The organism is Streptomyces sp. NPDC001157 (genome assembly GCF_053598255.1).
The window spans coordinates 180,375-204,621 of the sequence record NZ_JBSFJW010000010.1 but is presented as its reverse complement, the minus strand read 5'-3'; the positions used below and the strand labels follow the sequence as shown (position 1 = coordinate 204,621).

At 69.1% G+C, this 24,247-nt stretch carries 21 protein-coding genes and 2 tRNA genes; 10 read left to right on the top strand and 13 right to left on the bottom strand.

The window, feature by feature from the left end:
- Nucleotides 1–73 precede the first annotated feature (73 nt).
- The 4 genes from ACWDAG_RS20535 to ACWDAG_RS20520 all read right to left on the bottom strand — a co-directional run bounded on the left by ACWDAG_RS20535 (nucleotide 74) and on the right by ACWDAG_RS20520 (nucleotide 5,454).
- Nucleotides 74–2,011 (bottom strand): galactose oxidase-like domain-containing protein, encoded by a 1,938-nt coding sequence (locus ACWDAG_RS20535; RefSeq protein ID WP_450697013.1) that lies wholly within the window; start codon nucleotides 2,009–2,011, stop codon nucleotides 74–76.
- Entirely contained in the window at nucleotides 2,008–4,005 is a 1,998-nt protein-coding gene (locus ACWDAG_RS20530) for a glycosyltransferase family 2 protein (protein WP_450697012.1), read from the bottom strand. Before ACWDAG_RS20530 ends, ACWDAG_RS20535 begins: the two co-directional genes overlap by 4 nt.
- Before the next feature lie 318 nt (nucleotides 4,006–4,323).
- On the bottom strand, nucleotides 4,324–5,040 hold the full coding sequence (locus ACWDAG_RS20525; RefSeq protein WP_450697011.1) for a FadR/GntR family transcriptional regulator: 717 nt from the start codon (nucleotides 5,038–5,040) through the stop codon (nucleotides 4,324–4,326).
- 340 nt (nucleotides 5,041–5,380) lie between these two features.
- A tRNA-Lys gene (locus ACWDAG_RS20520) sits at nucleotides 5,381–5,454 on the bottom strand.
- Between the two features lie 187 nt (nucleotides 5,455–5,641).
- On the opposite strand from ACWDAG_RS20520, the gene ACWDAG_RS20515 reads away from it, so the two are divergent.
- The 5 genes from ACWDAG_RS20515 to ACWDAG_RS20495 all read left to right on the top strand — a co-directional run bounded on the left by ACWDAG_RS20515 (nucleotide 5,642) and on the right by ACWDAG_RS20495 (nucleotide 11,198).
- The gene (locus tag ACWDAG_RS20515; protein WP_450697010.1) at nucleotides 5,642–6,970 is read left to right on the top strand and encodes a peptidoglycan-binding protein; all 1,329 of its coding nucleotides are present in this window, start codon (nucleotides 5,642–5,644) and stop codon (nucleotides 6,968–6,970) included.
- A gap of 92 nt (nucleotides 6,971–7,062) precedes the next feature.
- Nucleotides 7,063–8,175, top strand: a complete 1,113-nt coding sequence (locus ACWDAG_RS20510; RefSeq protein WP_450697009.1) for an SPFH domain-containing protein — start codon at nucleotides 7,063–7,065, stop codon at nucleotides 8,173–8,175.
- A gap of 120 nt (nucleotides 8,176–8,295) precedes the next feature.
- Entirely contained in the window at nucleotides 8,296–8,901 is a 606-nt protein-coding gene (locus ACWDAG_RS20505; protein WP_450697008.1) for a lytic polysaccharide monooxygenase auxiliary activity family 9 protein, read from the top strand.
- A 97-nt stretch (nucleotides 8,902–8,998) separates the two neighbouring features.
- The gene (locus ACWDAG_RS20500) at nucleotides 8,999–9,514 is read left to right on the top strand and encodes a hypothetical protein (protein WP_450697007.1); all 516 of its coding nucleotides are present in this window, start codon (nucleotides 8,999–9,001) and stop codon (nucleotides 9,512–9,514) included.
- A 40-nt stretch (nucleotides 9,515–9,554) separates the two neighbouring features.
- On the top strand, nucleotides 9,555–11,198 hold the full coding sequence (locus tag ACWDAG_RS20495) for a long-chain-fatty-acid--CoA ligase (RefSeq protein WP_450697006.1): 1,644 nt from the start codon (nucleotides 9,555–9,557) through the stop codon (nucleotides 11,196–11,198).
- A gap of 204 nt (nucleotides 11,199–11,402) precedes the next feature.
- Here ACWDAG_RS20495 and ACWDAG_RS20490 read toward each other — a convergent pair.
- The 6 genes from ACWDAG_RS20490 to ehuB all read right to left on the bottom strand — a co-directional run bounded on the left by ACWDAG_RS20490 (nucleotide 11,403) and on the right by ehuB (nucleotide 15,641).
- Nucleotides 11,403–11,476: transfer RNA gene (locus ACWDAG_RS20490), tRNA-Lys, on the bottom strand.
- Between the two features lie 106 nt (nucleotides 11,477–11,582).
- The gene (locus ACWDAG_RS20485; RefSeq protein WP_450697005.1) at nucleotides 11,583–12,341 is read right to left on the bottom strand and encodes an IclR family transcriptional regulator; all 759 of its coding nucleotides are present in this window, start codon (nucleotides 12,339–12,341) and stop codon (nucleotides 11,583–11,585) included.
- A gap of 223 nt (nucleotides 12,342–12,564) precedes the next feature.
- Nucleotides 12,565–13,341 carry an ectoine/hydroxyectoine ABC transporter ATP-binding protein EhuA gene (gene ehuA / locus ACWDAG_RS20480; RefSeq protein ID WP_450697004.1) on the bottom strand — a complete coding sequence of 259 codons (777 nt, stop codon included), beginning with the start codon at nucleotides 13,339–13,341 and terminating at the stop codon, nucleotides 12,565–12,567.
- Nucleotides 13,342–13,351: 10 nt separating this feature from the next.
- Nucleotides 13,352–14,002: an ectoine/hydroxyectoine ABC transporter permease subunit EhuD gene (gene ehuD / locus ACWDAG_RS20475; RefSeq protein WP_450697003.1), complete on the bottom strand. Its 651-nt coding sequence runs from the start codon at nucleotides 14,000–14,002 to the stop codon at nucleotides 13,352–13,354.
- Nucleotides 13,999–14,721: an ectoine/hydroxyectoine ABC transporter permease subunit EhuC gene (gene ehuC / locus ACWDAG_RS20470; RefSeq protein ID WP_450697002.1), complete on the bottom strand. Its 723-nt coding sequence runs from the start codon at nucleotides 14,719–14,721 to the stop codon at nucleotides 13,999–14,001. The genes ehuD and ehuC overlap by 4 nt, the downstream gene beginning before the upstream one ends.
- Nucleotides 14,718–15,641, bottom strand: coding sequence for an ectoine/hydroxyectoine ABC transporter substrate-binding protein EhuB (ehuB, locus tag ACWDAG_RS20465; RefSeq protein WP_450697001.1), 924 nt, complete (start codon nucleotides 15,639–15,641; stop codon nucleotides 14,718–14,720). The genes ehuC and ehuB overlap by 4 nt, the downstream gene beginning before the upstream one ends.
- 47 nt (nucleotides 15,642–15,688) lie before the next feature.
- Here ehuB and ACWDAG_RS20460 point away from each other — a divergent pair, with 47 nt between their 5' ends.
- The gene (locus ACWDAG_RS20460) at nucleotides 15,689–16,189 is read left to right on the top strand and encodes a DUF3830 family protein (protein ID WP_450697000.1); all 501 of its coding nucleotides are present in this window, start codon (nucleotides 15,689–15,691) and stop codon (nucleotides 16,187–16,189) included.
- Between the two features lie 30 nt (nucleotides 16,190–16,219).
- Nucleotides 16,220–16,804 (top strand): hypothetical protein, encoded by a 585-nt coding sequence (locus ACWDAG_RS20455; protein WP_450696999.1) that lies wholly within the window; start codon nucleotides 16,220–16,222, stop codon nucleotides 16,802–16,804.
- Here the strand turns inward: ACWDAG_RS20455 and ACWDAG_RS20450 are convergent.
- Both ACWDAG_RS20450 and ACWDAG_RS20445 read right to left on the bottom strand, forming a co-directional pair.
- A complete protein-coding gene (locus tag ACWDAG_RS20450; RefSeq protein ID WP_450696998.1) occupies nucleotides 16,785–18,188 on the bottom strand; it encodes an amidase in 1,404 nt (467 codons plus the stop codon). The genes ACWDAG_RS20455 and ACWDAG_RS20450 overlap by 20 nt on opposite strands.
- A gap of 22 nt (nucleotides 18,189–18,210) precedes the next feature.
- Nucleotides 18,211–19,158: a D-2-hydroxyacid dehydrogenase gene (locus ACWDAG_RS20445; protein WP_450696997.1), complete on the bottom strand. Its 948-nt coding sequence runs from the start codon at nucleotides 19,156–19,158 to the stop codon at nucleotides 18,211–18,213.
- Between the two features lie 151 nt (nucleotides 19,159–19,309).
- Here ACWDAG_RS20445 and ACWDAG_RS20440 point away from each other — a divergent pair, with 151 nt between their 5' ends.
- The 3 genes from ACWDAG_RS20440 to ACWDAG_RS20430 all read left to right on the top strand — a co-directional run bounded on the left by ACWDAG_RS20440 (nucleotide 19,310) and on the right by ACWDAG_RS20430 (nucleotide 22,174).
- The gene (locus tag ACWDAG_RS20440; protein ID WP_450696996.1) at nucleotides 19,310–20,107 is read left to right on the top strand and encodes a maleate cis-trans isomerase family protein; all 798 of its coding nucleotides are present in this window, start codon (nucleotides 19,310–19,312) and stop codon (nucleotides 20,105–20,107) included.
- A complete protein-coding gene (locus ACWDAG_RS20435; protein WP_450696995.1) occupies nucleotides 20,104–20,835 on the top strand; it encodes a maleate cis-trans isomerase family protein in 732 nt (243 codons plus the stop codon). Before ACWDAG_RS20440 ends, ACWDAG_RS20435 begins: the two co-directional genes overlap by 4 nt.
- Before the next feature lie 250 nt (nucleotides 20,836–21,085).
- The gene (locus ACWDAG_RS20430; RefSeq protein WP_450696994.1) at nucleotides 21,086–22,174 is read left to right on the top strand and encodes an LLM class flavin-dependent oxidoreductase; all 1,089 of its coding nucleotides are present in this window, start codon (nucleotides 21,086–21,088) and stop codon (nucleotides 22,172–22,174) included.
- Here ACWDAG_RS20430 and ACWDAG_RS20425 read toward each other — a convergent pair.
- Nucleotides 22,153–24,027 (bottom strand): putative bifunctional diguanylate cyclase/phosphodiesterase, encoded by a 1,875-nt coding sequence (locus ACWDAG_RS20425; RefSeq protein WP_450696993.1) that lies wholly within the window; start codon nucleotides 24,025–24,027, stop codon nucleotides 22,153–22,155. The genes ACWDAG_RS20430 and ACWDAG_RS20425 overlap by 22 nt on opposite strands.
- Nucleotides 24,028–24,247 lie beyond the last annotated feature (220 nt).

Here is a 24,247-nt window from a genome sequence, read left to right as displayed (position 1 = left end):
CATTTGCGGCTCCGCCGCCTGGGCGCGACAAGCCACAGCGCTCCCGCGCCCAAACAACCAACCCGCGGGAGCGCTACGGCACCTTGACCCACTGCGCCTTCGACGGCGTCCCCTGATCGTCATCGACGAACAGCATGTACCACCCGGACGTCACCAGATTCCGATTCTTCGGCACAGTAACCGTGATCTTGTCCCCGGAGACCTTGTAGTCCAACGCAATGGACCGCTGATCGACATCAGTCACATGCGTCGACGCACTGGGCCGAATCAACCGCACCTTCTTGATCGCCGAAGCCTGCGGAGACGTGAACGTCCCCGACCCGCCCCGAGCAATCGTCTGCGGCCCCCCGGACAACGACGGCCGCGAATCCCGATAAAGATAGGGCGGGGTGTAAATCTCGATCCGCTGCTCGAACTTCCCCGGCTTCGTGTTCGCCTTGTCGCCGTACAACGAGTCCGACCCGAAGAACATCACCCGTCCGTCCGGCAGCAGAATCGACCCGGAGTGGTAGTTCCGCCCCACCTCAGGATCGGCGACCCGCCGGAACGTGTTGGTGTCCGGGTGATAGAGCCGGGCCTGCAGGATGTTGGAATCGCTGCGCCCGCGATAGTCCTCCGACCCGCCGGACACCAGCACCGTGTCGTCGGGCAGCACCGAGGACTGCGGATAGCGCGTGCCCTTCTCCAACGTCGGCCCGTCCACGAACTTCGGGTTCTGGTCCTTCAGGTCGATCAGCCGCGTCTTGTTGCTGGACAGCTTGGACTCGCCGACCCCGCCACCGCCGATCACCATGAACTTCTCGTTCTGCGCCGGAGGCAGCAGCACCGTGCCGGACGTCTCCATCTCGTTCGCGTCGCTCAGCCCGGGCAGCTTCGTGAACTTATTGGTGTCGATATCCCAAATGCCCGGAATGCGGCCGACATTGTCCGGCCCGTACCCCGCATTCGAACCCGAGTAGAAGATCTTGCCGTTCTGCATCAGGAACAGCGCCGGGTACGTCGGGAGCTGCCGGATCTTCGGCAGGTACGTCCACTTCTTGGTCTTCGGGTCGAAGACCTCGTTCTTGCCCGGCACCAGCTGCCCGATGTCGTCGAGCCCGGACACGCTGAGGATCTTGCCGTCGCTCAACGTCGTCAGCGTCGGATACCAGCGGGCCTCGTTCATCGGGTCGACCTTGATGTACTTCTCGGCGACCGGGTCGAACTCGAAGGCGTCCCGGATCCCCTGGAAGTCCTTCTTGTCGAGGGCGAGCTTCTGCGCGATGCCGTATGTGTTGCGCGCGTCGGCGCCGGTGAGGCCCTGGATCCGGTAATTGTCCTGTGTACCGGTCTCGTACCTCGACCCGCTCTTCTTCGCCTCGACGTAAATACGGCCCAGACCCGGGTCGTTGCGCAGGAACTTTCCGGTCCTCGGGTCGAAGACCTTCTTCGCGCGCGGCACTAGCACCGGGTCTTTGGACACGAAGGTCTTGCCGTTCTCCTTGCCCGTGAACGCGGTTCCCGCGGGCAGCGTTATCGGCTTGTCCGGGTTCTCGTTGTGCACCACCATCAGGCCGCCGGCCTTGGTGACGTCACCCTTCAGCTTCTCGTACCGCTTCGTCCCGCCCGCGATCAGCAGATTGCCGTTGGCCAACTGCGTGTGGCCGGTGCAGAACAGGTCCTTCGGAGTCGGGATCTTCTTGATCGTGCCCTTGACCGGGTCCCAGATCCGGGTGTCGAACTTCTTCGCGTTGAAGTTGTCCTGGTTGTTGCCCGAACCCGCGATCAGCAGCACCTTGCCGGTGCGCAACAGCGCCGCGTGGATGGTGTCCTGGCGGTATTCCGGCGGGAACTCGACGATGTCCCAGTGCCCGTTCTTCGCCTTGTACTCGGGTCTGTTGATCTTGTACTCGTGGTACTTCTCGGTCCCGACGCGGTAGAGCCACGGCCCGTTCATCCCGGCCAGCGCGAGCACCACCGCCGTGCCGATCGCGAGTCGACGGGCGCGGCGGCGGCCTGCACGGTCGTTCATTCCTTACGTCCCCCAAATCCACCGAGAGCGATCTGCATCGTCTGGTCATTGCCTGCGCCCGAGCCCCCGCCGGAGGCGGCCCAGCTGGGCTTCTGCCCCGAGCCGTGCGGCGCGTGCTGCCCGGGCAGCGGCTTCGGCTGGTACGCCGCCGCGGGCGCCGCCGAGTCCTGCGGCTCCTCGTACAGCGGCGCGGGCGGCTGCTTCTTCGCCTGCCTGAGGCCGTACCGCCAGGCGAAGATCGGCGACGCGGTGATCAGCAGGGCGAACGTGGCCCAGATGATCATCGCCGGGTGCGAGTGCCCGAGTGTGAAACCGGCGGCGATCGAACCGCCGAAGACCAGGATGAAGAACAGGTGGATCCGGAAGGTCCCGAACAGGGTGTCCGGGCTGGCGGAGTCGCCCTTGGGCGTGACCACGAACTTGCTCTTGCGGCGCAGCACGGTGTCCATGAGAGAGCGCGCGTAAATGGGCGCCGACAGAGCGGACATCACCATGCCCGCCACACCACCCGAACCCTCCGGCTCGTGCGGGGAGACGTTGTGCCGACGGTTCCAGATGTACAGGCCGATCTGCAGTGCGGACGCGTTGCCGTACAGCATCAGCCAGACCGTCGGATCGATGTTCACACCCGAGGCGCCCAGCCCCAGGAACAGCGCACAACTCAGCGCTGCCAGGATCCAGTTGAGGGCCGACATCGGGTAGAAGATGATCATCATCGTGTAGTTGAAGAGCTTGCCCGGAGGCAGCGAGAACCAGCCCTTCCAGTACTGCTTCAGGATCGTCTCGTACGTGCCCCGGGACCAGCGCAGCTGCTGTGTGAAGAAGTCCGTCCAGGCGCCCGGTCCCTCGCCCACCGCGAGCACGTCCGGCGTGTACACCGAGCGCCACTTCTTGCCCGTCGCCGGGTTCTTGTGCCGGTGGATCTCGAAGCCGGTGGCCATGTCCTCGGTGATCGAGTCGTACAGACCGCCGATCTGCTTGAGCGCCTTGATGCGTACGGCGTTCGACGTACCGACGAACATCGGGGCGCCGTAGCGGTTTCCGGCCCGCTGGATGAGGGCGTGGAAGAGGAACTGCTGGGATTCGGCCGCCTTGGTGATGGGGTTGTCGTAGTTGCCGTACACCTGCGGGCCGATGACGAAGCCGACGTCCGGGTCGCGGAAGAAGCCGAGCATCCGCTCCAGGTAGTTGGGCAGCGGTACGTGGTCGGTGTCGACGGAGGCGAAGAAGTCGTAGTCGTCGCCGTGCGCTTCCAGCCAGGCGTTGTAGTTGCCGTGCTTGGTCTTGGCGCGGTGCGGGCCCTTCTTCTGGTTCCACTGCGGGACTCCCTTGCGGGAGAAGTGGTGCACGCCGAGGCGCTCGCAGACCGCCTTCACCTCGGCGTCGTCGCCCTCGTCGAGGAGCCAGATGTGCAGAAGGCCCCGGTGGCGCAGCCGCACGGCCGCCTCCAGGGTCTTCGTCACCATCTCCAGGGGTTCCTTGCCGGGCACGTACGTCGTGATGAACGCGACTCTCGTGCCGGTCTCGGGCACCACCGGGATGGGGTCGCGGGCGACCAGCGTGGCGTGCGCGTTGGACAGCACGTTCATGCAGCGGAAGAACTCGATCAGACCGATCGAGACGAGCATCACGACGTCGAGCGCCGGAAGGAAGCTGTAGGTCGGATAGTCGCGCTCGGTCCAGTGCTGCGGCTGCAGCAACCAGCCGAGCAGGATCAGCGAGAGCAGCGGCGCGGCGCCCAGCATGAGGGCGGCGCGCAGACGGTGCGGCTCCTGCGAGAGCAGCGAGCGGTACTGCACTTTGTACGGCTTGTTCGGGTCGGGCTGGGTGAGGGGACCGGCCAGCCGGCTGTAGTGCTCGTAGTCGTATCTCGGCAGGGTTTTCTTGATGCGCCGGAACTGGCCTGTCGCGCTGTTTCGATGAGAAGGCACCCTGAGCTGGGTGGTTTCTGACGGGTCGAAGTTCTGCCGGGCGCCCGTCGGCGTCGACGTCATGAGTCATCCCCCCACACGCGGGTCGACCGCGTGTTGTGTTGGTTCCTTCCGCCCGCGGCCGAGTCCCCCTCGACTCTCCACAGACGTATCAGTGACCGGCCGCAGTCACCACACTTTCCACACCCAGAGACATGGAACCGCGACCTCCCGGTTGCATGATGCCCCCCTCGGCATCCGTTCGTGAACGGGGCCCCCTATCCCCACGAACCCGGCAACCGCTTACTTGCCCCCCAACTGCCGCGTATCCGCAGCATCTTGGGAAACAGGGTTCTACGGCGTTCATCATGATCGCAAGATGCGAAACGCGGTGTTTACCGGTCATACGCGTTCATTGTGGCGCGTGTGGGGGTCCTGTGGACCAGTTGTGGACAGCCGGGCGCGGATGTTGCCGAAGTGCTCTCTTATCGCCTCCTCCGCCCTGACCGAGTCGCCCGACCGCACCGCGTCGAGGATGTCCCGGTGCTGTCTGCAGGTGATCTGGTGGTCGGGTGGTGCGCCCCCCAGATCCGTCTGTACGCGGTGGAAGGCGTCCCAGAACGCCTCCAGGACCTCGCCGAGGAGCACGTTGTCCAGCCCTCGGTACAGGCAGGCGTGAAAGGCGCGGTCGGTGTCCGCGAGACCGGCGCCTCCTTGCGCGGCCTGGTGTTCCATACGGTTCACGAGGGTGTCGAGTTCAACGAGGTCCGGCTCCGGGATCCGCCCCGCGAGCCGGGAGACGAGCCCCGTCTCCACCGCCTCGCGCAGCTCCAGCAGCTGGAGCAGGGAGTCCTCTCCCCGGTAGTGCCCGGCGACCGTGCGGAAGGCGAGGCCCTCGATCATCGGGGCCAGTGACATCGGGCCTACGTAGGTGCCGAAGCCGTGCCGGATCTCCACGATGCCCATCGCCTGCAGCGCCTTCAGCGCCTCGCGCACCGAGTTCCGGCTCGCGCCGAGGAACTCCATCAGCTCGGGTTCGGTCGGCAGCGGGGCCCCGGAGGGCAGCCTGCGGTCGATGATCAGCTTCTTGATCCGCTCCTGGAGGTCACGCGCTGCCATGGCCAGAGGGTATCCGGCCAAGCGCTCCGCGGGATGGGCCGCGATGGGTCGGTCGGCGTCTGCGGCTCCCGTCGTGGCCGGCCGCGCCCACGCGGCGGAGCCGCACACCCACGCAGCCCCGCGCCCCTTCGGGGCGCTGCCCGTGCCCCGGCATGCGAAAGGCCCCCCACAGTGGTGGAGGGCCTGCTGTCTGTGCGCCGCCAGGGGCTCGACCCCCGGACCCGCTGATGCTGCATTTCCCGGGGGATCCCCCCGGACCCCCAGCCGTCCCTGCCGGACCCCGGGAGGAGTCTGCCCGCATGGCGAAGGCCCCCCGCTTCCGCGAGGGGCCTGCTGTCTGTGCGCCGCCAGGGACTCGAACCCCGGACCCGCTGATTAAGAGTCAGCTGCTCTAACCAACTGAGCTAGCGGCGCCTGCTGACGTCGTAACTCTACCCGACGGTCGGGGGTGCTCCGGACCATCCGTCCCTGTGGCGCCCGGGGTCACGGACGGCCCTTGTACATCATTCGGACCGTCAACATGCGCGTCGGGAAGAGGGTTGGGAAACTGATCATCGTGGACAGGCCCGGTCATTTTCATCTGGAGTGTGAGGGGTATCGCATGGCGACTCCGGTATTCGAGGAATTCGATCCGGCGAACGACTGCGACTGCCCGGGATGTGCGCACTGGCGGAGTGTTCTGCCGTTTTCGCGGACGGTACGGCACCCGGCGGCCCGCCGGGCCGTGATCGTGGCGGCCGCCGCGTCCGCGGCCCTCGGCGCAGGGCACGTGGCACCGGCGCTCGCCGCCTCGCAGGTGCCGCCCGGACCGGGTGTCTCTGCAGGCAGCGAGGTTGCCACCCCGCAGGGGCACCGGGCCCCGCTGCACGGCAGGGGCGGGCCGCCCGTCGAGCCCGCGGGTGATGTCAAGGCGCCCCAGACCACCCGCGCGGAGATCATCACCCGGGCCAAGAAATGGGTCGACGCGAAGGTGCCGTACAGCATGGAGGCGTACTGGTCCGACGGTTACCGGCAGGACTGTTCGGGCTATGTCTCGATGGCCTGGGGGCTGCCCGGAAACGAATGGACGGGCACCCTGAACAAGTTCGGGGAGCGCGTCAGCAAGGAGGAACTGCAACCCGGCGACATTCTGCTGTTCCACAATCCCCAGAACCCGGAGAGGGGCTCGCACGTCGTCATCTTCGGCGGCTGGAAGGACTACACGCACACCTCGTACCTCGCCTACGAGCAGCGGCCCCCGCAGGCCCGCCGCAAGGAGACCCCGTACGCCTACTGGCACCAGTCGAACCGCTACGTCCCCTACCGCTACAAGGGGCTCAAGGAGGACGCGGCGGCGGGTCCGGACAAGCCGAAGCCGCCGGGTCCGGACAAGCCGAAGCCGCCGGCCACGGCGACCTCGTACCCGGGAGCGGTGTACTTCGGCCCCGGCGCGAACAACAAGTACGTGACCCAGCTCGGGCAGATGCTCGTCGCGCGCGGTGCCGGGCGTTACTACACGATGGGCCCCGGCCCGCGCTGGTCGGACGCGGACCGCCGGGCCACCGGGGCCTTCCAGCTGGCCCAGGGCTGGAAGGGCGCGGACGCGGCCGGGATGCCGGGGCCGCTGACCTGGGACCTGCTGGTGTCGGGCGAGGGCAAGGACATCGCCGCGGTCGAGGCGCCGGATCCGCAGGTGCCTTCGTCCCACGGGGTGCCGGGCTACCCGGGACGGGCGATGTTCCGCCCCGGTGCCTCCAACCCGTACGTCACCCAGCTGGGGGAGCAGCTGGTGACGAAGGGGTTCGACAAGTACTACACGGCCGATCCGGGGCCGGACTGGGACGAGGAGGACCGGCGCAACGTCGAGGACTTCCAGCGCTCCCAGGGGTGGCGGGGCGGCGCGGCGGACGGCCTCCCGGGCCCGGAGACCTGGCGGCGGCTCTTCTCCTGAGCGGTTCCGGCGGTGCCTGTTCCATGCGATTTCGAGCGGTTCGGTTTGACCCCCCTGTTGTGACGCATCTGGCGCGGAGGCTGGAGGCACGCATGAGTACGACGACACCTTCACAGACACCTGAGTCCGAGGGGCCGGGCAGGCCCGGTCGACTCATCCAGAACGAGGCGACCACCGAGATCCCCGTCCATCTGCTGTTCCGCGACGAAGCGGCCCCGGTGTCCGTGCCGCTCAGGCCGACGGTGGTCGGCCGTCGGCAGGGGACGGGCGAACAGCCGCGGTTCCGGCGTCCCCTGCCGGCGATTCCGCGGTCCGCGCCCGAGGTCGACCCCGACCTCGGCGAGCGGCCCGCCAGGGTGCTGCCCGCGACCGCGGGCGTGCTCGCCGGGGCCTGCGGGGCGGCCGGCTGCGTGGCCACCTCGTGGTGGGCCGGCGTCCTGCCGTCCCTCGCGGTGACGGCGCTACGGCTGCCGGCGGACCCGGGCGTCGGGCTCGGCCCCGCGCAGTGGGCGGCCTACACGGGCGCCGCAGCGCTGGGCTTCTTCGGGTTCGGCGGACTCGCGCGCGGCCGGACCGGACGGGCCTGGGTGCTGGGGCTGTACGGCCGCTACCGGGGCACCGTCCGGCGCACCGGACTGATGTGGGTCAACCCGCTGCTGCTGCGCCGCCGGGTCGACGTACGGCTGCGGCACTGGCGCAGCGAGGAGATGCCCGCGGCCGACGGCAACGGGGTCGCGCTGCGTGTGGTGGTGCTGGTGGTGTGGCGGGTGCGGGACACCGCACGGGCGGTGCTGGGCATCGAGGACCACGAGACGTATCTGCGGGAGTGCGTGGAGGCGGCCCTCGCGCGGGTCGCGGTGGAGGCGCCCGGGGCGTCGAAGGGTGCGGTGGAGATGGTCGCGGAGGCGCTGACCCGGCTGACGGCGGCGGACGCGGCGCCGGTCGGGCTCGAGGTGTTCTCGGTGCAGCCGGTCCGCGTCGAGTACGCGCCCGAGGTGGCCGCCGCGATGCAGCGCCGTCGTATCGCCGCGCTGGACGCGGAGCACCGCGCGACCGTGCTCACCTCGGTCGTCGACTCGGTGGAGGACACCGTGACGCGGCTGACCGTGCGGGGCCTGGTGGAACTGGACGACTACGAACGCAAGGCGCTGGTCAAGGACTTGACGGTGGCGTTCTGCGCGGGCCGGGGAGAACCCGGCACGTGAGGGGCATGGGCATGGGCATGCCTTTCATATGGACACAGCCAAGGAGCGGCCATAATCTGAGACTTGGTCTAGACCTGCACGCCTCATGGAACTTCCCCCACGTTCTTCAGGAGCGGCAGCATGCGCAAAAAGACCAAGTGGTACGCCGCCGCGCTCGGACTCACCACGGCAGGAGCCTTCGTGCTCTCCGCGGGAGGCGCGAGCGGCCACGGCTACACGGACCTCCCCATCAGCAGGCAGAAGCTCTGCCAGAACGGCACCGTGACCAACTGCGGCGAGATCCAGTACGAGCCGCAGAGCGTCGAGGGCCCCAAGGGCTTCCCCGCCGCCGGACCGGCCGACGGTGCCATCTGCTCCGGCGGCAACTCCCGCTTCTCCCAGCTCGACAGCCCGAGGACCCCCTCGGGCGGCGCCTGGCCCACCACCAGGGTGGCGGGCGGACAGAGCTACACCTTCCGCTGGCAGTTCACCGCCATGCACGCCACCACGGACTTCAAGTACTACGTGACCAGGCAGGGCTGGAACCAGAACCACAACCTGGCCCGCTCCGACCTCAACACGACACCGTTCCTCACGGTGCCGTACAACGGCCGGCGTCCCCCGGCCACCCTCTCCCACAGCGGCACCCTGCCGTCCGGGCTGAGCGGCCACCACGTCATCGTCGCCGTATGGACGATCGCGGACACGGGCAACGCGTTCTACGCCTGCTCGGACGTCACGTTCTGACCTGCCCGTGGATCTCTGAGCGTTACTTGAGGCAGGCAGGCTTCCCCCGGGGGTAGGTTCCCCACACCAAGCAGTACCTGACCTCGGGGGAAGCACCATGGACCTCTTCTTCTACCTCATCCCCAGCCTCATCCTGGCCCTCGTCCTCTTCGGCGCGTACCGGGTGCTGCGCCGCTCGCTGCAGATACGCAGCGCCTGGAACAGCGGGCTGACGGCCGAGGGGCGCTGTCTGCGGATGTTCACGACGACCCACGGCGGCGGTGGCGACTCGTCCGTGAGCACCACGCTGCACCACGTATACGAGTTCACCGCGCGCGACGGCCGTGTCGTCCGCTTCGAGGAGGAGAACGGCCCGACGACGATCGTGGAGGGCGACTTCGTCACCGTCTACTACGCGGAGGGCGACAACGTGGTCGCCACGGCCAAGACTCCCCGCCGGGGCGTGCTGGCCGCGGGTACCGTCGCCACCCTGGCTTTCCTCGGGGTGGTCGCGGTGTTCTGCGTCGGCTTCATGATCACGTTCCATACGTCGTCCGACGATTTCGGTTTCGGCGACGGCACCGACGACACCACCGACACCGTCGTGGTGGACGGCGTCACGATGACCCCGTGACCCTCCACATCTGACGGACCATCAACTACCGTGCGCCGTCATGGAGTCCAGGGAGTCCACCAGGCGTACGGTCGCGGAACTCGTAGCCCAGCGGTGGGGTGACCACCGCCCCGGCCTGTGGTGCGAGGACCTGGTCCTGACCCATCACGAGGTGGCCGCCGGCGCCGCGGCCCGCGCGGCCCTGCTGGCCGACCTGCTGCCCCCCGGCGCCGAGCCGCACGTGGGCGTACTGCTCGACAACACCCCTGAATACCCTCTCTGGCTGGGCGCGGCAGCGCTCGCGGGAGCGGCGGTCGCCGGGATCAATCCCACCCGCCGGGGCCCGGAGCTGGCCCGCGACATCCTGCACACCGAGTGCCGGATCGTCCTCACCGGGCGCACCCACCTCCCTCTCCTCGCCGGCCTCGAACTCCCCGGCATACGGCTGCTGTTGACCGACAGCGAGGAGTACGACGATCTGCTCGCGTCGTATACGGACGCCGAACCGGACGCCTCCCGGGCCGGCCCCGACGACCGCCTGCTCCTCTACTTCACCTCGGGCTCGACCGGTGCCCCGAAGGCCGCGATCTGCACCCAGGGGCGGCTGGCCGCCGCGGGGGCCTCGCTGGTCGGCCAGTTCGGGGTGCGCCCCGACGACGTGCACTACATCTGCATGCCGATGTTCCACGGCAACGCGGTGATCGCCGACTGGGCGCCCGCGCTGGTGGCCGGTGCGGGGGTGGCGCTGCGGCGGCGCTTCTCGGCCTCGGGGTTCCTGGCGGACGTACGGCAGTACGGGGCGACGTACTTCACGTATGTGGGGCGGGCCGTGCAGTACATCCTGGCCACCGAGGAGCGCGCGGACGACCGGGACAATCCCCTGCGGCTCGGCTTCGGCACGGAGGCGGGTGCGGTGGACGCGGCGGCCTTCGAGCGGCGGTTCGGGGTGCGGCTGGTGGAGGGGTACGGGTCGTCGGAGGGCGGGGCGGCCGTGCAGTGGTCGCCCGGGACACCGACCGGGGCGGTGGGGCGGGCGGTACCCGGTCTCGTCGTACTCGATCCGCAGACACACAAGGAGTGCCCGCCCGCCGTCTTCGACCCGGCCGGGCGGCTGCTCAACGGGGACGAGGCCATAGGGGAACTGGTGAACCAGGGGCCGAATCCCTTCGAGGGGTACTGGCGCAATCCCGCGGCGGAGGCCGAGCGGCGGCACGACGGCTGGTACTGGACCGGGGATCTCTTCTACCGGGACGTCGACGGCTACCTCTACTTCGCGGGCCGCACCGACGACCGCCTGCGCGTCGACAGCGAGAACCTGGCCGCCGCGATGATCGAGAACATCCTCGCCCGGTACGAGGGCGCCGACGCCGTCGCCGTGTACGCCGTGCCTGATCCGGTGACCGGGGACCAGGTGATGGCGACGATCGCCGGGAGCTTCGACCCGGCGGCCTTCGCCGCCTTCCTGGCCGCCCAGTCCGACCTCGGGACGAAGATGGCGCCGCGGTTCGTGCGGGTGGTGGAGCGGATGCCGGTCACGGCCACGAACAAGATCCACCGGGCCCAGCTCAGAAGGGAGGGGTTCCGGTGCGCCGACCCGGTGTGGTGGCGCCCGCCCGGCGAGCACACATCCCCGTACCGAAGGCTGACCAGCCAAGACCAGGAAGCCACCGAAGGCCGCCTCGCTCCCACGAGCGACCCCGCCTGAGGGCGGGGGTGCGGGGGACGAAGCCACCACCGTGAGCGGCTTCACAGCCGTGGGCGGACTGCTTCACTCTGCGGCTGCGCGGCGGCCGCCGGTGGGAGGGAGTGTGAGTGGCGAAGCCCCCACAACGCGCGGCGAAGCCGCGCAAAAACAACGATGGCGAGACCGGTTCGCGTTTTCCGCGAACATGCCTCGCCATCGCCATCGTGCGCCGCCAGGGACTCGAACCCCGGACCCGCTGATTAAGAGTCAGCTGCTCTAACCAACTGAGCTAGCGGCGCATGACTCACGCCAACCGCATTCGCACGTTTCCGTGTCTCGCGGGTGGCGACGAAGAAAATACTACCTGGTCCGGAGGGGTGCTCCGGACCACCTGTCGAGGTCCGCCTAGATCGCCAGGGACAGCAGCACCGGCGCCGCGTTCCGGTTCAGGGTGTCCGCGGCCTGGCGGAGGCGGTGGGCGTCCTCGACGGGGAGGGAGAGGGCCAGGCAGCCGACCGAGGAGCCGGCGCTGATCGGGACGGCGGCGCAGACCGTGCCGACCGCGTACTCCTGGAGGTCCAGGTGGGGCACGGTGGGCGGCTGGGACTCCAGGCGGGAGAGCAGCAGCCGGTCGCTGGTGATCGTGCGCGAGGTGAGGCGGGCCAGTTTGTGGCGGGAGAGGTGGTCACGCCGGCTGTTGTTGTCGAGCTGGCCCAGGAGGCTCTTGCCGACCGCGGTGGCGTGCGCCGAGTAGCGGAAGTCGACCCACTCGTTGACCGCCGGGGTGGTCGGGCCGTCGGCGTACTGGGCGATCTTGACCTCGCCGTCGACGTACCGGCTCAGGTACACGGCCGCGCCCACCGAGTCGCGCAGCCGGTCCAGGGTGCGCTGGAGCTTGTCGCGCAGCGCCTGCTCGCGGCCCTGTGCGGAGCCGAGGCGGGTGAGGGCGTCGCCCGTGACGTAGGCGCCGTCGGTGATCTGCTCGACGTAGCCCTCGCGGCGCAGCATCCTCAGGAGCGTGGTCAGCCGCTCCGGGGTGAGGCCGGTCAGCCTGGCGAGCTCGGTGTCGGTGACTCCGGTGGTGTGCCGTGCCACGGTCTCCAGGACGCGCAGGGCGTCCTGGGCCGAGTGGTACGGCGCGGTCGGCTCGTGCTTCAGCGCCACGGTGGTCCCCCTGCGCTCGCTCTACAACTGGGCCGTATTGCGGACAGCGAATCTCTTCCACGATAACGGTCAAGCGGCTTGTTGTGAGCGGTTGTTGACGAGATTAAGACCCCGGTGCACGGCTCTCAGCAGGGGCGCAGGCACTCTGGCATATGCCACTGCCATGACCCGGCGCCGGGACCTCGTAGATTGACCGACGTTCAACTCCTGAAGGCTCCCGAAGTCACAGCACCGCGCTGAGAAATTCCCGCGTCCGGTCCTTCTCTGGGTCGCTGAAGATCTTCTCCGGCGGGCCGGACTCGATGACCCGGCCGGAGTCGAACATCAGCACCTGGTCCGAGATGTCCCTTGCGAAATTCATCTCGTGGGTCACGCAGAGCATGGTGATGTCGGTGGTGCGGGCGATGTCCCGCAGCACGTCGAGCACGCCCGCCACCAGTTCCGGGTCCAGTGCCGAGGTCACCTCGTCCAGGAGCAGCACCTGCGGCCGCATCGCCAGCGCCCGGGCGATCGCCACCCGTTGCTGCTGGCCTCCGGAGAGCTGGGTCGGGCGGGCGTCGCGCTTGTCGGCGAGGCCCACCATCTCCAGCAGCTCACGGGCGCGTGCCTCCGCCTCGTCCTTGGGGAGGCCGAGGACCGTGACCGGGGCCTCGGTGATGTTCCGCAGCACCGACATGTTCGGGAACAGGTTGAACTGCTGGAACACCATCCCGATCTTCTTGCGGACCTCGCGGATCTGTTTCTCGGGCGCCGGGAAGAGCTGGTCCCCGTCGACGGTGATCGTGCCCTCCTCCGGCTTGGTCAGTGTCATCAGCAGCCTGAGGATCGTCGTCTTGCCGGAGCCGGACGGGCCGATCAGCGTGACGTGCTTGCCGGAGTTCACGGAGAAGTCGAGCCGGTCGAGGACCGTGTTCGAGCCGAACCGCTTGGTGACGTGGTCGAAGCGGATCAGTTCGCTGCCGTCCACCGGCGGGTTGGCGCTCGCGTCGGGTTCTTTCATCAAAGGCGTGTCAGCGGACAAGGCGTCGCTCCAGGGCTCGTACGAGAAGGGAGGCCGGATAGGCGATGAAGATGAAGGCCACACCGATGACCGTCAGAGGCTCGGTGAACTGGAAGTGCTCCTGGGAGAACAGACGGGCCTCGCCGAGCATGTCCATGACGGTGATGGTCATCAGGATCGGTGTGTCCTTGAGCATCGCGATGACGTAGTTGCCGAGGGCCGGCACGACCCGGCGGATCGCCTGCGGCAGGATCACCGCGGTCCACGTGTGCCGCACCGGCAGGTTCAGCGCGACGGCTGCCTCCCACTGGCCGGCGGGGACCGCCTCGATGCCGGCCCGGTAGACCTGCATCGTGTACGTCGAGTAGTGCAGCCCGATCGCGCAGACACCGGTGGTCAGTGCCGAGAACGTCACGCCCCACTCGGGCAGCACGTAGAAGAAGAAGAACAGCTGCACCAGCAGTGGGGTGTCACGGATGAACTCCGTGACCACCCCGACCGGCCAGCGCACGAAGCGCGTCGGAGTGCGCATCAGCAGCGCCCACACCAACCCGAGCGCGAACGAGATCAGCGAGCCGAGGACCAGGATCTGCAGGGTGACCAGCAGTCCGTCCCAGAACTTCGGCATGAAGTCGGCGACAGCGCTCCAGTCCCATTTCATCCGAGAGCACCTCCCGCGCCCACGCCGGTCGTCTCAGGACGACGCAGCTCCTGCTCGGGCGTGCGCCCGACCGGTTTGCCCAGACCTGTCTTGAGCTTGCGTTCCAGTCCCCGCATCCCCCGGGTGAGCAGGAACGCGATGACGAAGTAGATCAGCAGGACGTAGGTGTAGATCTCCGCGCTCTGCTGCAGGGCCAGGCGCACCAGGTTGGCGCTGAACGCCAGGTCGCCCATGCCCGTGACGGACACCAGCGCGGTGCCCTTGAGCAGCTCGATCAGCAGGTTGGAGAACGGCGGGATCATCTCCGGCACCGCCTGCGGCAGCAGGATCAGCCGCATCCGCTGCCAGGGCGTGAAGCTGAGCGCGACACCGCCCTCGCGCTGCGCCGGGTCGACGGCGTTCAGCGCGCCGCGCACGATCTCGGCGCCGTACGCCCCGTAGGTCAGTCCGAGGGCGAGCGTGCCGGCCCACAGGGGCACGAGCTGCCAGCCGAATGCGACCGGCAGCACGAAGAACACCCAGAAGATCATGATCAGGGCGGAGGTCCCGCGGAACACCTCCGTGTAGAAGCCCGCGAGGAAGCGGACGATCCACAGCCGGTGGGTGCGGGCCATGCCGACCCCGAAGGCGACCGCCGCGGCCAACAGTCCGCTCAGGACCAGCAGCTGGACGGTGATCCAGATTCCGTGGAGTACGAGTTCCCAGAGTCCCGAGGTCATCCGCTCGTCCCTCCGCCGCACAGCTCCTTCGCGGTCAGATCGGTCATCTCGGCCTTGGTGAAGCCGAACGGCCGCAGAATGCGGAAGAGTTCGCCGCTCTTCTTCAGCTTGTGCAGCTCGACGTTGAAGGCGTCGCGCAGCTTGGTCTCGGTCGGCCGGAAGGCGAAGGCGCCGCCGTCGACATGGGGCTTGCCCTTGACGAGCGGTGCGAAGGCCTTGGTCGCCTCGGCCTTGGCGGACTTCTTGACGACCTCCCGGGTCGTCAGCGCCGTACCGGCGAACACGTCGACGCGCCCGGCCTCGACGGCGTTCAGCCCCGCGACCTGGTCCGGCACGATCAGGATGTCGCTCTCCTTGTAGCCCGCCTCGACGGCGTACTGGATCTCCGCATACCCGGTCCCGGTGGCGAACTTGGCCTTCTTCGCGACGATGTCCTTGTAGTCGTGCAGCCCCTTCGGGTTCCCCTTCCGCACGATGAAGGAATCGAGCATCTGGTAGTCCGGATCGGCGAAGATGACCTGTTGGCAGCGCTCGGGATTGACATACATCCCGGCCGCCACGACATCGAACTGCTGCGAGTTGAGCCCCGGAATCAGCGAGCCGAACTCCGTCGGCACCGGCTGCACCTTGTCCACGCCCAGCCGTTTGAAGATGACCTTGGCCAATTCCGGCGCCTCGCCGGTCAGTTCGCCGTTCTTGTCGATGTACCCGAAGGGGATCTCACCCGCGATGCCCAGCCGTACGACACCCGCCGCTTTCAGCCGGTCGAGCAGATCCCCGCCTTCCGTCGTCGAGGCGGTCGCCACGCGACTGCAGCCGGCAGTTCCCAGCACACCGAGCGCCGCCACCCCCGCGAGCAGCGACCGGCGTGTGGTCCCGGGCGTTTCTCTGTCGTTCTCGTTCCCAATTGGTGGAGCCATGGCGGCGCGGCTACCCGAGAGCATGCGATGTATGCACCATGGGATGCATGGCTGACCGCTACATCGAAGTCTCGCTGGTCAAGCGCGGAATCTCCTGCACGGCAAAGCTGCTGGACGACCGCGCCCCCGTCACCTGCGCGGCCGTGTGGGACGCCCTTCCCCTGGGCAGCGACGTCTACCACGCGAAATACGCCCGCAACGAGATCTACGCCCTGTTCCCACCGTTCGCGACAACCGAGCCACCCCTGGAGAATCCGACAGTCACCCCGATTCCCGGCGATCTCTGCTATTTCTCCTTCGCGGGAACGGAACTCGGCACGAAGGCGTACGGCTACGACCGCGAGGTCCGCGCCGGCACGACCGTCGTCGACCTCGCTCTCTTCTACGAACGCAACAACCTGCTCCTCAACGCCGACGTGGGCTGGGTGCCCGGCATCGTCTGGGGCCAGGTCGTCGAGGGCCTCGCGGAGATGGCCGAGGGGTGCAACGACCTGTGGCGGTCGGGTGCGGCGGGGGAGACGCTCAGCTTCCGGCGGCACACGGGATAGAAGCAACCGGTCCTCGTGCAGACTTGGGCCATGTCGAACACGATCGCCGGCTTACTCGGTGGTGTCATCGGGGCGCTGATCTCGGCCCTCGCCATGTTCCTCGGACCGTTGGCCCATCAGCGGCAGGCAGCTCGGCACGAGAGGGACCGGGCTGGTCGTGAGGAGATCCGGATCCAGCTGCAGCGGATCGCCCGGGTCCGTACGGCGATGCGCGACTGGCACGACTTCCTGAACAACGTCCTCACCGACCTGGAAGCCGGCCGCTCCATGGACGCGGAGCGGTTCTCCTCGGAGTCCAGAGCCCTGAAGAAGGAGGCGAGAGCGGCTTCCGACGAGCTGCTGGGCGGCGGACTCTGGATCGGATCACAGCAGTTCGGCGCCTTCGACCAGGTGACGGGCGTACTGCGCACCTTCACCAACGGGATCGTCAGCCGGGACGGTCGCACGCTGCGCGCCGAGGAGCTGCCGCGTGATCGGGTGCATCGATGGAGAGAGGACCTCTTCAGCTCAAGGGCAGAGCTGAACGAGAAACTCCTGGCCTATGTCGACCAGCTGCAGGGCACGCCGGTCGACGTGATCGACACCGCAGGGCCGGTCACACGGCCGGAGGCGTGAGGCCCGCCTCGTACAGCGCATGCGCCGCCCGCAGCACCAGCCCGTCCCGGTGTCGCGCCGCCACCAGTTGCAGGCCGATCGGCAGGCCGTCTCCGTCGGTTCCGACCGGGACGGTCGCCGCCGGCTGCTGGGTCATGTTGAAGGGGTAGGTGAACGGGGTCCACCCGGTCCAGCGCCGGTGGCCGGAACCCTTCGGCACCTCGTTGCCCGCCTCGAACGCGGTGATCGGCAGCGTCGGGGTGACGAGGAGGTCGTAGGACTCGTGGAAGCGGCCCATGCGGCGGCCGAGTTCCATGCGGACGTCGACCGCGGCGAGGTAGTCCAGGGCGGAGAGACGGGCGCCCGCCGCACAGATCTCCCTCAGGCCCGGGTCGAGCAACTTGCGCTGTTCGAGGCCGAGTTGCTGGGTGACGCGAGCCGCTCCGGAGAACCACAGGGCGTGGAAGGCGTCCACCGGGTCGGTGAAGTCGGGGTCGGTCTCGGTGACGTACGCGCCGAGTTCCGCGAGCCGTTCCACCGCCCGCCGCACCGCGGCCGCCACCGCGGGCTGCACCGCGACCTGGCCGCCGAGGGACGGCGAATAGGCGATCCGCAGGCCCTTCACCCCGCCGGACAGTCCGGCGACGAAGGAGTCGGGCGCGGCCGCCAGCGCCGACCAGTCGCGGTGGTCGGGCGCCCCGATCACGTCCAGGAGCAGCGCCGCGTCAGCCGCGTCCCGGGTCATCGGGCCGACGTGGGCCAGGGTGCCGAAGGCGCTCGCCGGGTAGAGGGGCACGCGGCCGTACGTCGGCTTCAGGGCGAAGACGCCGCAGAAGGCGGCCGGGATGCGGACGCTGCCGCCGCCGTCCGTGCCCAGCGCGAGCGGGCCCGCGCCCAGCGCAACGGCCGCCGCCGCGCCGCCGCTGGAGCCGCCCGCGGTGCGGGTCGGGTCGTGCGGATTGCGGGTCACCCCGGACTGCGGCGAGTCCGTGACGCCCTTCCAGCCGAACTCCGGGGTCGTGGTCTTGCCGATGAACACGGCGCCGTGCTCACGCAGCCGGGCGACGGACGGAGCGTCCTCGTCCCAACTGCCCTGCTCCGAGACGGTCCTGGACCCCTTGAGGGTGGGTGCGCCCCGCAGCAGGATGATGTCCTTGACGGACGTCGGGACCCCGTCCACCAGCCCCTTCGGCTCACCGCGCCGCCATCGCTCCGTCGACTCCCGGGCCTGCGCGAGGGCCTCGTCGGCGAGCAGGCGCACGAAGGCGTTCACCTCCGGCTGGATCCGCTCGGCCCGCTCCAGTGCGGCCCGCGTGACCTCCTCCGGACTGAACTCGCCCTTGCGGTAGCCCTCGACGATCCGTACGGCGGTCAACTCGGTGAGGTCGGGGTCGAGGTCCGTCATCTGCCCTCCATCGCTCGGCGGTTCAGCGTCCTGGTACGTACCCGCGCTTCTTGTCCACCACGTTCAGCAGAGGTCTGCCCGCCTCCCAGCGCTCGTACAACTCCACGAACTGACTGCCGAGTTGATCGCGCCAGCCGACCGTGTCGCCGCTCATGTGCGGGGACACGATCAGGCCGGGTGCCTCCCACAACGGGCTGTCGGGGGTGAGGGGTTCGTGCTCGAAGACATCCAGCGCGGCGCCCGCGATCCACCGCTTGGCCAGCGCCTCGGCGAGCGCGTCCTCGACGACCAGACCGCCGCGCCCGATGTTGATGAAGCGGGCGGAGGGCTGCATCACGCCGAAGCGGCGCGCGTCGAACATGCCGTGCGTCTGCTCGGTCAGCGGGGCGGCCGCGATCACCCAGTCGGCGCGGGCGATCAGCCGGTCCAGGTCGTTCGGGCCGTAGATGCCGGTGTGCGGGGTGCGGCCGACGATCGCCGTCGTCATGTCGAGCGCCTTGAGCGTGCGGGCGATCGTACGGCCGATGGGCCCGGAACCGACGACGCACGCGCGCGTGCCCGCCACCCGCTGTGTCTCGCGGTGCTGCCAGGTCCGCTCCCGCTGCAGCTCCCAGGTGCGCGGCAGGTCCTTGGCCATGGTCAGGACGAGTGCGGCGACGTACTCGGCGATGGGCTGGTCGAAGACACCGCGCGCGTTGGTGACCACCGTGTCGGAGGCGGCGAGTTCCGGACACATCAGGTGGTCCACGCCCGCGCTCGCCGTGTGCACCCAGCGCGGCCGCGGGCCCTCGCCCGGCCAGGCGGAACGCACGGCCCGGGATGTGAAGTCCCAGACCAGCAGGACGTCGGCATGCGGCAGGCGCTCGGCGAGGGTCGACTCGTCCGCGTGCTCGATCCGGGCGCGGCCGGTGAGTCTGCCGAGGCGGGGCAGGGGGTCGGTGTCCAGGACGAGAAGCGTCGGGGTGGTCATGCGGAAAGCCGTTTCTTCGGGAGGTTGCGGCCGTCTGACATGCGAGGTTTGACCACGCTCGCACCCGAACCTACCTTCGTCAACACGGGTGCGATGGGGGGTCCGTTGCTCCGCTGTTTCTCACGGTGAGGCGGTGGCCGCCATGGGCGCCATGGACGTTTCCTTCCTCGGTGGACCACTGCCCCAGCGGGGTGTGGGTGTGGTCGCTCCTTTCGACTTCGCTCTGGACCGCGAGCTGTGGCGCTGGGTCCCGGACGACGTGTCGCTGCATCTGACGCGGACACCGTTCGTGCCGGTCGAGGTCAGCCTCGACCTGGCCCGGCTGGTCAGCGAGCACGAGACGCTCGACGACGCGGTCCGCACGCTGAACGCGGTCGCGCCGGAGGTCGTCGCGTACGCCTGCACCTCCGGCAGCTTCGTCGGCGGAATCGCCGGGGAGCGCGCGATGTGCGAGGCCATGACCCGGGCCGGCGCGATCCCGTCCGTCACCACCTCGGGCGCCCTCCTGGAGGCCCTGGTGGCGCTCGGCGCCCGCCGTGTGGCACTGGTGACGCCGTACACCGTGTCCGTCACGCGCGCGCTGGAGGAGTACGTCGCCGAGGCCGGGGTCAAGGTCACCGGGCGTGCGTACATGGGCCTGACCCGGCACATCTGGAAGGTCCCGTACCGCGATGTGGTCGCCATGGCCCACAAGGCGGTACGACGGCCGGCCGACGTCCTGTTCATCAGCTGCACCAACCTCCCGACCTACGACGTCATCCCACAACTGGAGGCCGAACTGCGCATCCCGGTGATCTCGGCCAACCAGGTGACGATGTGGGCTGCGCTGTCCCGACTGGGTACCCGCCCCGTGGGGCCGTATCAGGCGCTGATCGATCCGGCGGCGCGCTCCGGCCCCGTACTGCCACAGCTCCCGGACGGTGAACAGCAGCAGGAAGGCAGGTCATGACGGCACTCGGATTCCTCTACCCCGGCCACTCCGCCGAGGACGAATACCCACGCATCGAGCAGTTGCTCGGCAGCAACATCCGCCTCGACGTCGTTCACACCGACATCGGTGAGGACGCGCACCGGGTGGACGCACTGCGGGAGATGGGCTCGGCCGAGAGGCTCGCGGCGGGAGTCGAGGAGCTGCGCATGGGGGGCGCCGAGTCGGTGGTGTGGGCATGCACCAGCGGGAGCTTCGTCTACGGCTGGGAGGGCGCCCACGAGCAGGTGCGCGCCCTCGCCCTCGCGGCGGGGATGCCGGCATCGTCGACGTCCTTCGCCTTCGTGCACGCGCTGCAGGAGGTCGGGGCGCGGCGGGTGGCGGTCGGGGCGACGTACCCCGAGGACGTGGCCGGGCTGTTCGCGGACTTTCTGCGGGCGGGGGGTGCGGAGGTGACGTCCGTGCGTGGTGCCGGGATCATCACGGCGGCGGAGGTCGGGACGTGGGGGGAGGCGGAGGTGTTGCTGCTGGCGCGTGAGGCCGACCGGCCGGATGCGGACGCGGTTCTGCTGCCGGACACGGCGCTGCATACGGCAGCGCATATCCCCGCCCTGGAGAAGGAGCTGGGGAAGCCGGTGCTCACGGCCAACCAGGTCACGGTGTGGGAGGCGTTGCGGCTGGCGGATCGGCGGGTGAATGCGCCGATGCTCGGGGCTTTGTTCACCCGGGAGCCGATCGTGCAGGTCTGAGGGTTTCGCCCCCGCCGCCCCTACCCGTCCCGTACCGGGGGCCGGCCCCCGGACCCCCGCTCCTCAAACGCCGGAGGGGCTGATTTTCGCCGGCGGGGCTTGGTCTTTCAGCCCGTCCGGCGTTTGAGGACGAGGCCCCTTAAGGGCCGAACGGGGGTCTGGGGGCAGAGCCCCCAGGGAATAAAGCGGAGAGTGCCTCCTGTTAGGTCCGGACGGACCACGCGCACGGCGATACCGACGGAGGCAACACATGACGGCAGACGAGATCCGGGGCACCGCTCAGGGCAGCGCGCCCGTACCCCTCTCCGTACTGGACCTGGTGACCGTCGGTGCGGGGCGCACCGCCACCGATGCCCTGCGCACCAGCGTCGAGCTGTCCCGTCTCGCGGAGGCCCGTGGCTTTCACCGGTACTGGGTGGCCGAGCACCACTCGATGCCGGGTGTCGCCTCCTCGTCCCCCGCCGTGATCCTCGCCCACCTCGCCGCCCACACCGAACGGATCCGCCTCGGCTCCGGCGGTGTCATGCTGCCCAACCACGCGCCGCTCGTCATCGCGGAGCAGTTCGGCACGCTGGAGGCCATGGCTCCGGGCCGGATCGACCTGGGCCTCGGCCGCGCTCCCGGCACGGACGGCGCCACCGCCGCGGCCCTGCGCCGCACGGACCGCCTGCACGACGGCGCCGACGACTTCCCCGAGCAGCTCGCCGAGCTCACCCGCTTCCTGGACGACGACTTCCCGGACGGCCACCCGTACCGCCGTATCCACGCCGTGCCCGGCCCGGTGCAGGCGACCTCCCCCGGCGGCGTCCAGTCGCCGCACCGTCCGCCGGTCTGGCTGCTCGGCTCCTCCGGCTTCAGCGCCCGCCTGGCGGGTGTCCTCGGTCTGCCCTTCGCCTTCGCGCACCACTTCTCCGCGCAGAACACCATCCCTGCGCTGGACCTCTACCGCGAGTCCTTCCGGCCTAGCGAGGTTCTCGACGCCCCGTACGCCCTCATCGGCGTCTCCGCCCTCGCCACCGACGACGAGAAGGAGGCCCGCCGCCAGGTCCTGGCCGCCGCCCTCAACATGGTCCGCCTGCGCACCGGCCGTCCCGGCCTCGTCCCGACCCCCGAGGAGGCCGAGGCCTACGAATTCAGCCCGATGGAGCGGGAGTTCATCGAGTCCTGGAACTCCAACGTCATCCACGGCACCCCCGATGAGGTCCGCACCGGCCTCGACGACCTCCAGAAGCGCACCGGCGCCGACGAGTTGATGATCACGGGCAACGCCCACAGCGGTGAGGTGCGGCTGCGCTCGTACGAACTCATCGCGGACGCCTACGGCTTGGCGACCGCCTGATCCCCGGCGGTTGCGCTCTGCTCCTCGCCGGGCCCCAGCAGTTGGGAGATGCGATCCGGTGACACCGGCCGTGAATACAGCCACCCCTGGCCGGTGTCGCAGCCGATGCGCCGCAGCCGGGACGCCTGTGCCGAGGTCTCCACGCACTCCGCGGTGACCGTGATGCCCAGGCGGTGGGCGAGCTGGATCATCGCCTCGACGACGACCTCGTCGGCCGGGTTCGGCGCTACGGCGCCCTCCTTGTCGCTCTCGTACTGGAAACCCCGTACGAAGGAGCCGTCCAGCTTCAGGACCGACACCGGCAGTCGGCTGAGGTACGCCAGGTTCGAGTAGCCGGTGCCGAAGTCGTCGATCGCGATGCCGACGCCCATGGCGCTGAGGGCCTGGAGGGCTTGCAGAGGGCGGCCCGCCGAGCCCATCACCGCGGACTCCGTGAGCTCCAGCTGGAGCAGATGGGGCGCGAGCCCGGTCTCGGCGAGCGTCTCGGCCACATCGGCCACCAGATCCGAGTCCCAGACCTGACGCACGGCCACATTGACGCTCACGAACAGCGGCGGCTCGTCCGGATGGTCCACCTGCCAGCGGCGCGCCTGCCGGCAGGCGGTGCGCAGGATCCAGCGGCCCAGCGGCACGATCGAGCCGTCTTCCTCCGCCAATCCGATGAACCGATTCGGCGTCAGCATGCCGAACTGAGGATGCCTCCAACGGACCAGGGCTTCGACACCGCGCAGCCGTCCGTCCTCCATCCCCACCAACGGCTGGTATTCGAGAACGAATTCGTCGCGTTCGATCGCGGGACGGAGAGTGGAGGCGAGGGCCTGGCGGGTCATGCGGTGGGCGTTGCGCTCCGGGTCGAAGAGCGTCCAGCGGGCCTTTCCGTCGGCCTTCGCCCAGTAGAGCGTGGTGTCGGCCGCCTGCATCAGGGCGGTGGCGGTGGTGTCGGCCGCCCGCCGCTCCACCACACCGATCGACGCCGACACCGACACCCGCTGACCGGCGAGGTCGAACGGCGCCTGCACCGCCTCCAGCACCGCCTCCGCCAGATCGGCGAGTTGCTCCGTTCCCGTCGAGTCCTCCACCAGCAGGGCGAACTCGTCGCCGCCGAGTCTCGCCACCAGGGGGGCGGTCGTTCTGCCGTAACCCGCCTCGTCGGCGCAGCGCGTGAGGCGTTCGGCCACGGCGGCCAGCAGCCGGTCGCCGACGCGATGGCCGAGCGTGTCGTTGACCGCCTTGAAGCCGTCCAGGTCGAGATAGCACAGCCCGACCCGCCCGGTGCCGCTCTCCTCGTACGACTCCGCCTCCAGCGTGGCCGTCAGCCGCTCGAAGAACAGGGTGCGGTTGGGCAGCCGGGTCACCGGGTCGTGCATCTGCAAGTGCCGTAGCCGGCCCTGGAGTTCACGATGGGCACTGATGTCGGTGAGCGACATCAGAAGGCAGCCGTCCTGGCCGAGGGGTGTGACGGTGACCTGGATCCACACCGACTGTCCGTCGGGATGCTTCAGCCTGCGCGTGCAGTGCAACAGGGCCTCGCGGCCGCGCAGCATCTCGCGGTAGGCGTGCCAGTTCCGTGCGTCGGACGCCAGGTCCACCAAGTCGGCTGCGATACGGCCGGTCAACTCGCCGGGCGGGCTGCCGAACAGGGCACCGAACCCGTCGTTGGCGCCTACCACCAGTCCCTCGCGGTCGACGACCGCCATGGCCAGAGGCGCGGCCGTGAAGACCGAGCGGTACGGAGGCGACTCCGCACGAGTCGTCAGCGGCTCGGTACGAGGAGACGCATAGTCATTACTCTCTGTTACGGCGCCCTGGTCGAGGTCTGCCGCGGGCGCCGGCCCTTCGGACGTTCCGCTCACCGCTAGCTCCCGCAGTGCACTCGATCTCTGTCCGTGCAGGAAAGTGTGCCGATCATAGAGGCAGACCCAAGGGCCTTCCACCCCACCTCCAGTGTCCCGGATCGAGCGGCACTTCTGACAGATCGTTTCTGCCCGCAGCTGGACGGGTCATTGGAGCCGCTGACCGCTTGTGACGTTCCGTGAGCGTTTCGGGGGTGTCGGCTCTGATCGGGCCTCTCGG

Bases quoted from the DNA above. Each gene is read 5' to 3' on its own strand.
- ACWDAG_RS20450 (WP_450696998.1), bottom strand. From the start codon at position 18,188: ATGACGGACCTCGACCCCGACCTCACCGAGTTGACCGCCGTACGGATC.
- ehuB (WP_450697001.1), bottom strand. From the start codon at position 15,641: ATGGCTCCACCAATTGGGAACGAGAACGACAGAGAAACGCCCGGGACC.
- ACWDAG_RS20510 (WP_450697009.1), top strand. From the start codon at position 7,063: ATGAGTACGACGACACCTTCACAGACACCTGAGTCCGAGGGGCCGGGC.
- ACWDAG_RS20430 (WP_450696994.1), top strand. From the start codon at position 21,086: ATGACGGCAGACGAGATCCGGGGCACCGCTCAGGGCAGCGCGCCCGTA.
- ehuD (WP_450697003.1), bottom strand. From the start codon at position 14,002: ATGAAATGGGACTGGAGCGCTGTCGCCGACTTCATGCCGAAGTTCTGG.
- ACWDAG_RS20495 (WP_450697006.1), top strand. From the start codon at position 9,555: ATGGAGTCCAGGGAGTCCACCAGGCGTACGGTCGCGGAACTCGTAGCC.
- ACWDAG_RS20455 (WP_450696999.1), top strand. From the start codon at position 16,220: ATGTCGAACACGATCGCCGGCTTACTCGGTGGTGTCATCGGGGCGCTG.
- ACWDAG_RS20445 (WP_450696997.1), bottom strand. From the start codon at position 19,158: ATGACCACCCCGACGCTTCTCGTCCTGGACACCGACCCCCTGCCCCGC.
- ehuC (WP_450697002.1), bottom strand. From the start codon at position 14,721: ATGACCTCGGGACTCTGGGAACTCGTACTCCACGGAATCTGGATCACC.
- ACWDAG_RS20515 (WP_450697010.1), top strand. From the start codon at position 5,642: ATGGCGACTCCGGTATTCGAGGAATTCGATCCGGCGAACGACTGCGAC.
- ACWDAG_RS20530 (WP_450697012.1), bottom strand. From the start codon at position 4,005: ATGACGTCGACGCCGACGGGCGCCCGGCAGAACTTCGACCCGTCAGAA.
- ACWDAG_RS20440 (WP_450696996.1), top strand. From the start codon at position 19,310: ATGGACGTTTCCTTCCTCGGTGGACCACTGCCCCAGCGGGGTGTGGGT.
- ACWDAG_RS20505 (WP_450697008.1), top strand. From the start codon at position 8,296: ATGCGCAAAAAGACCAAGTGGTACGCCGCCGCGCTCGGACTCACCACG.
- ehuA (WP_450697004.1), bottom strand. From the start codon at position 13,341: ATGAAAGAACCCGACGCGAGCGCCAACCCGCCGGTGGACGGCAGCGAA.
- ACWDAG_RS20525 (WP_450697011.1), bottom strand. From the start codon at position 5,040: ATGGCAGCGCGTGACCTCCAGGAGCGGATCAAGAAGCTGATCATCGAC.
- ACWDAG_RS20500 (WP_450697007.1), top strand. From the start codon at position 8,999: ATGGACCTCTTCTTCTACCTCATCCCCAGCCTCATCCTGGCCCTCGTC.
- ACWDAG_RS20435 (WP_450696995.1), top strand. From the start codon at position 20,104: ATGACGGCACTCGGATTCCTCTACCCCGGCCACTCCGCCGAGGACGAA.
- ACWDAG_RS20460 (WP_450697000.1), top strand. From the start codon at position 15,689: ATGGCTGACCGCTACATCGAAGTCTCGCTGGTCAAGCGCGGAATCTCC.
- ACWDAG_RS20535 (WP_450697013.1), bottom strand. From the start codon at position 2,011: ATGAACGACCGTGCAGGCCGCCGCCGCGCCCGTCGACTCGCGATCGGC.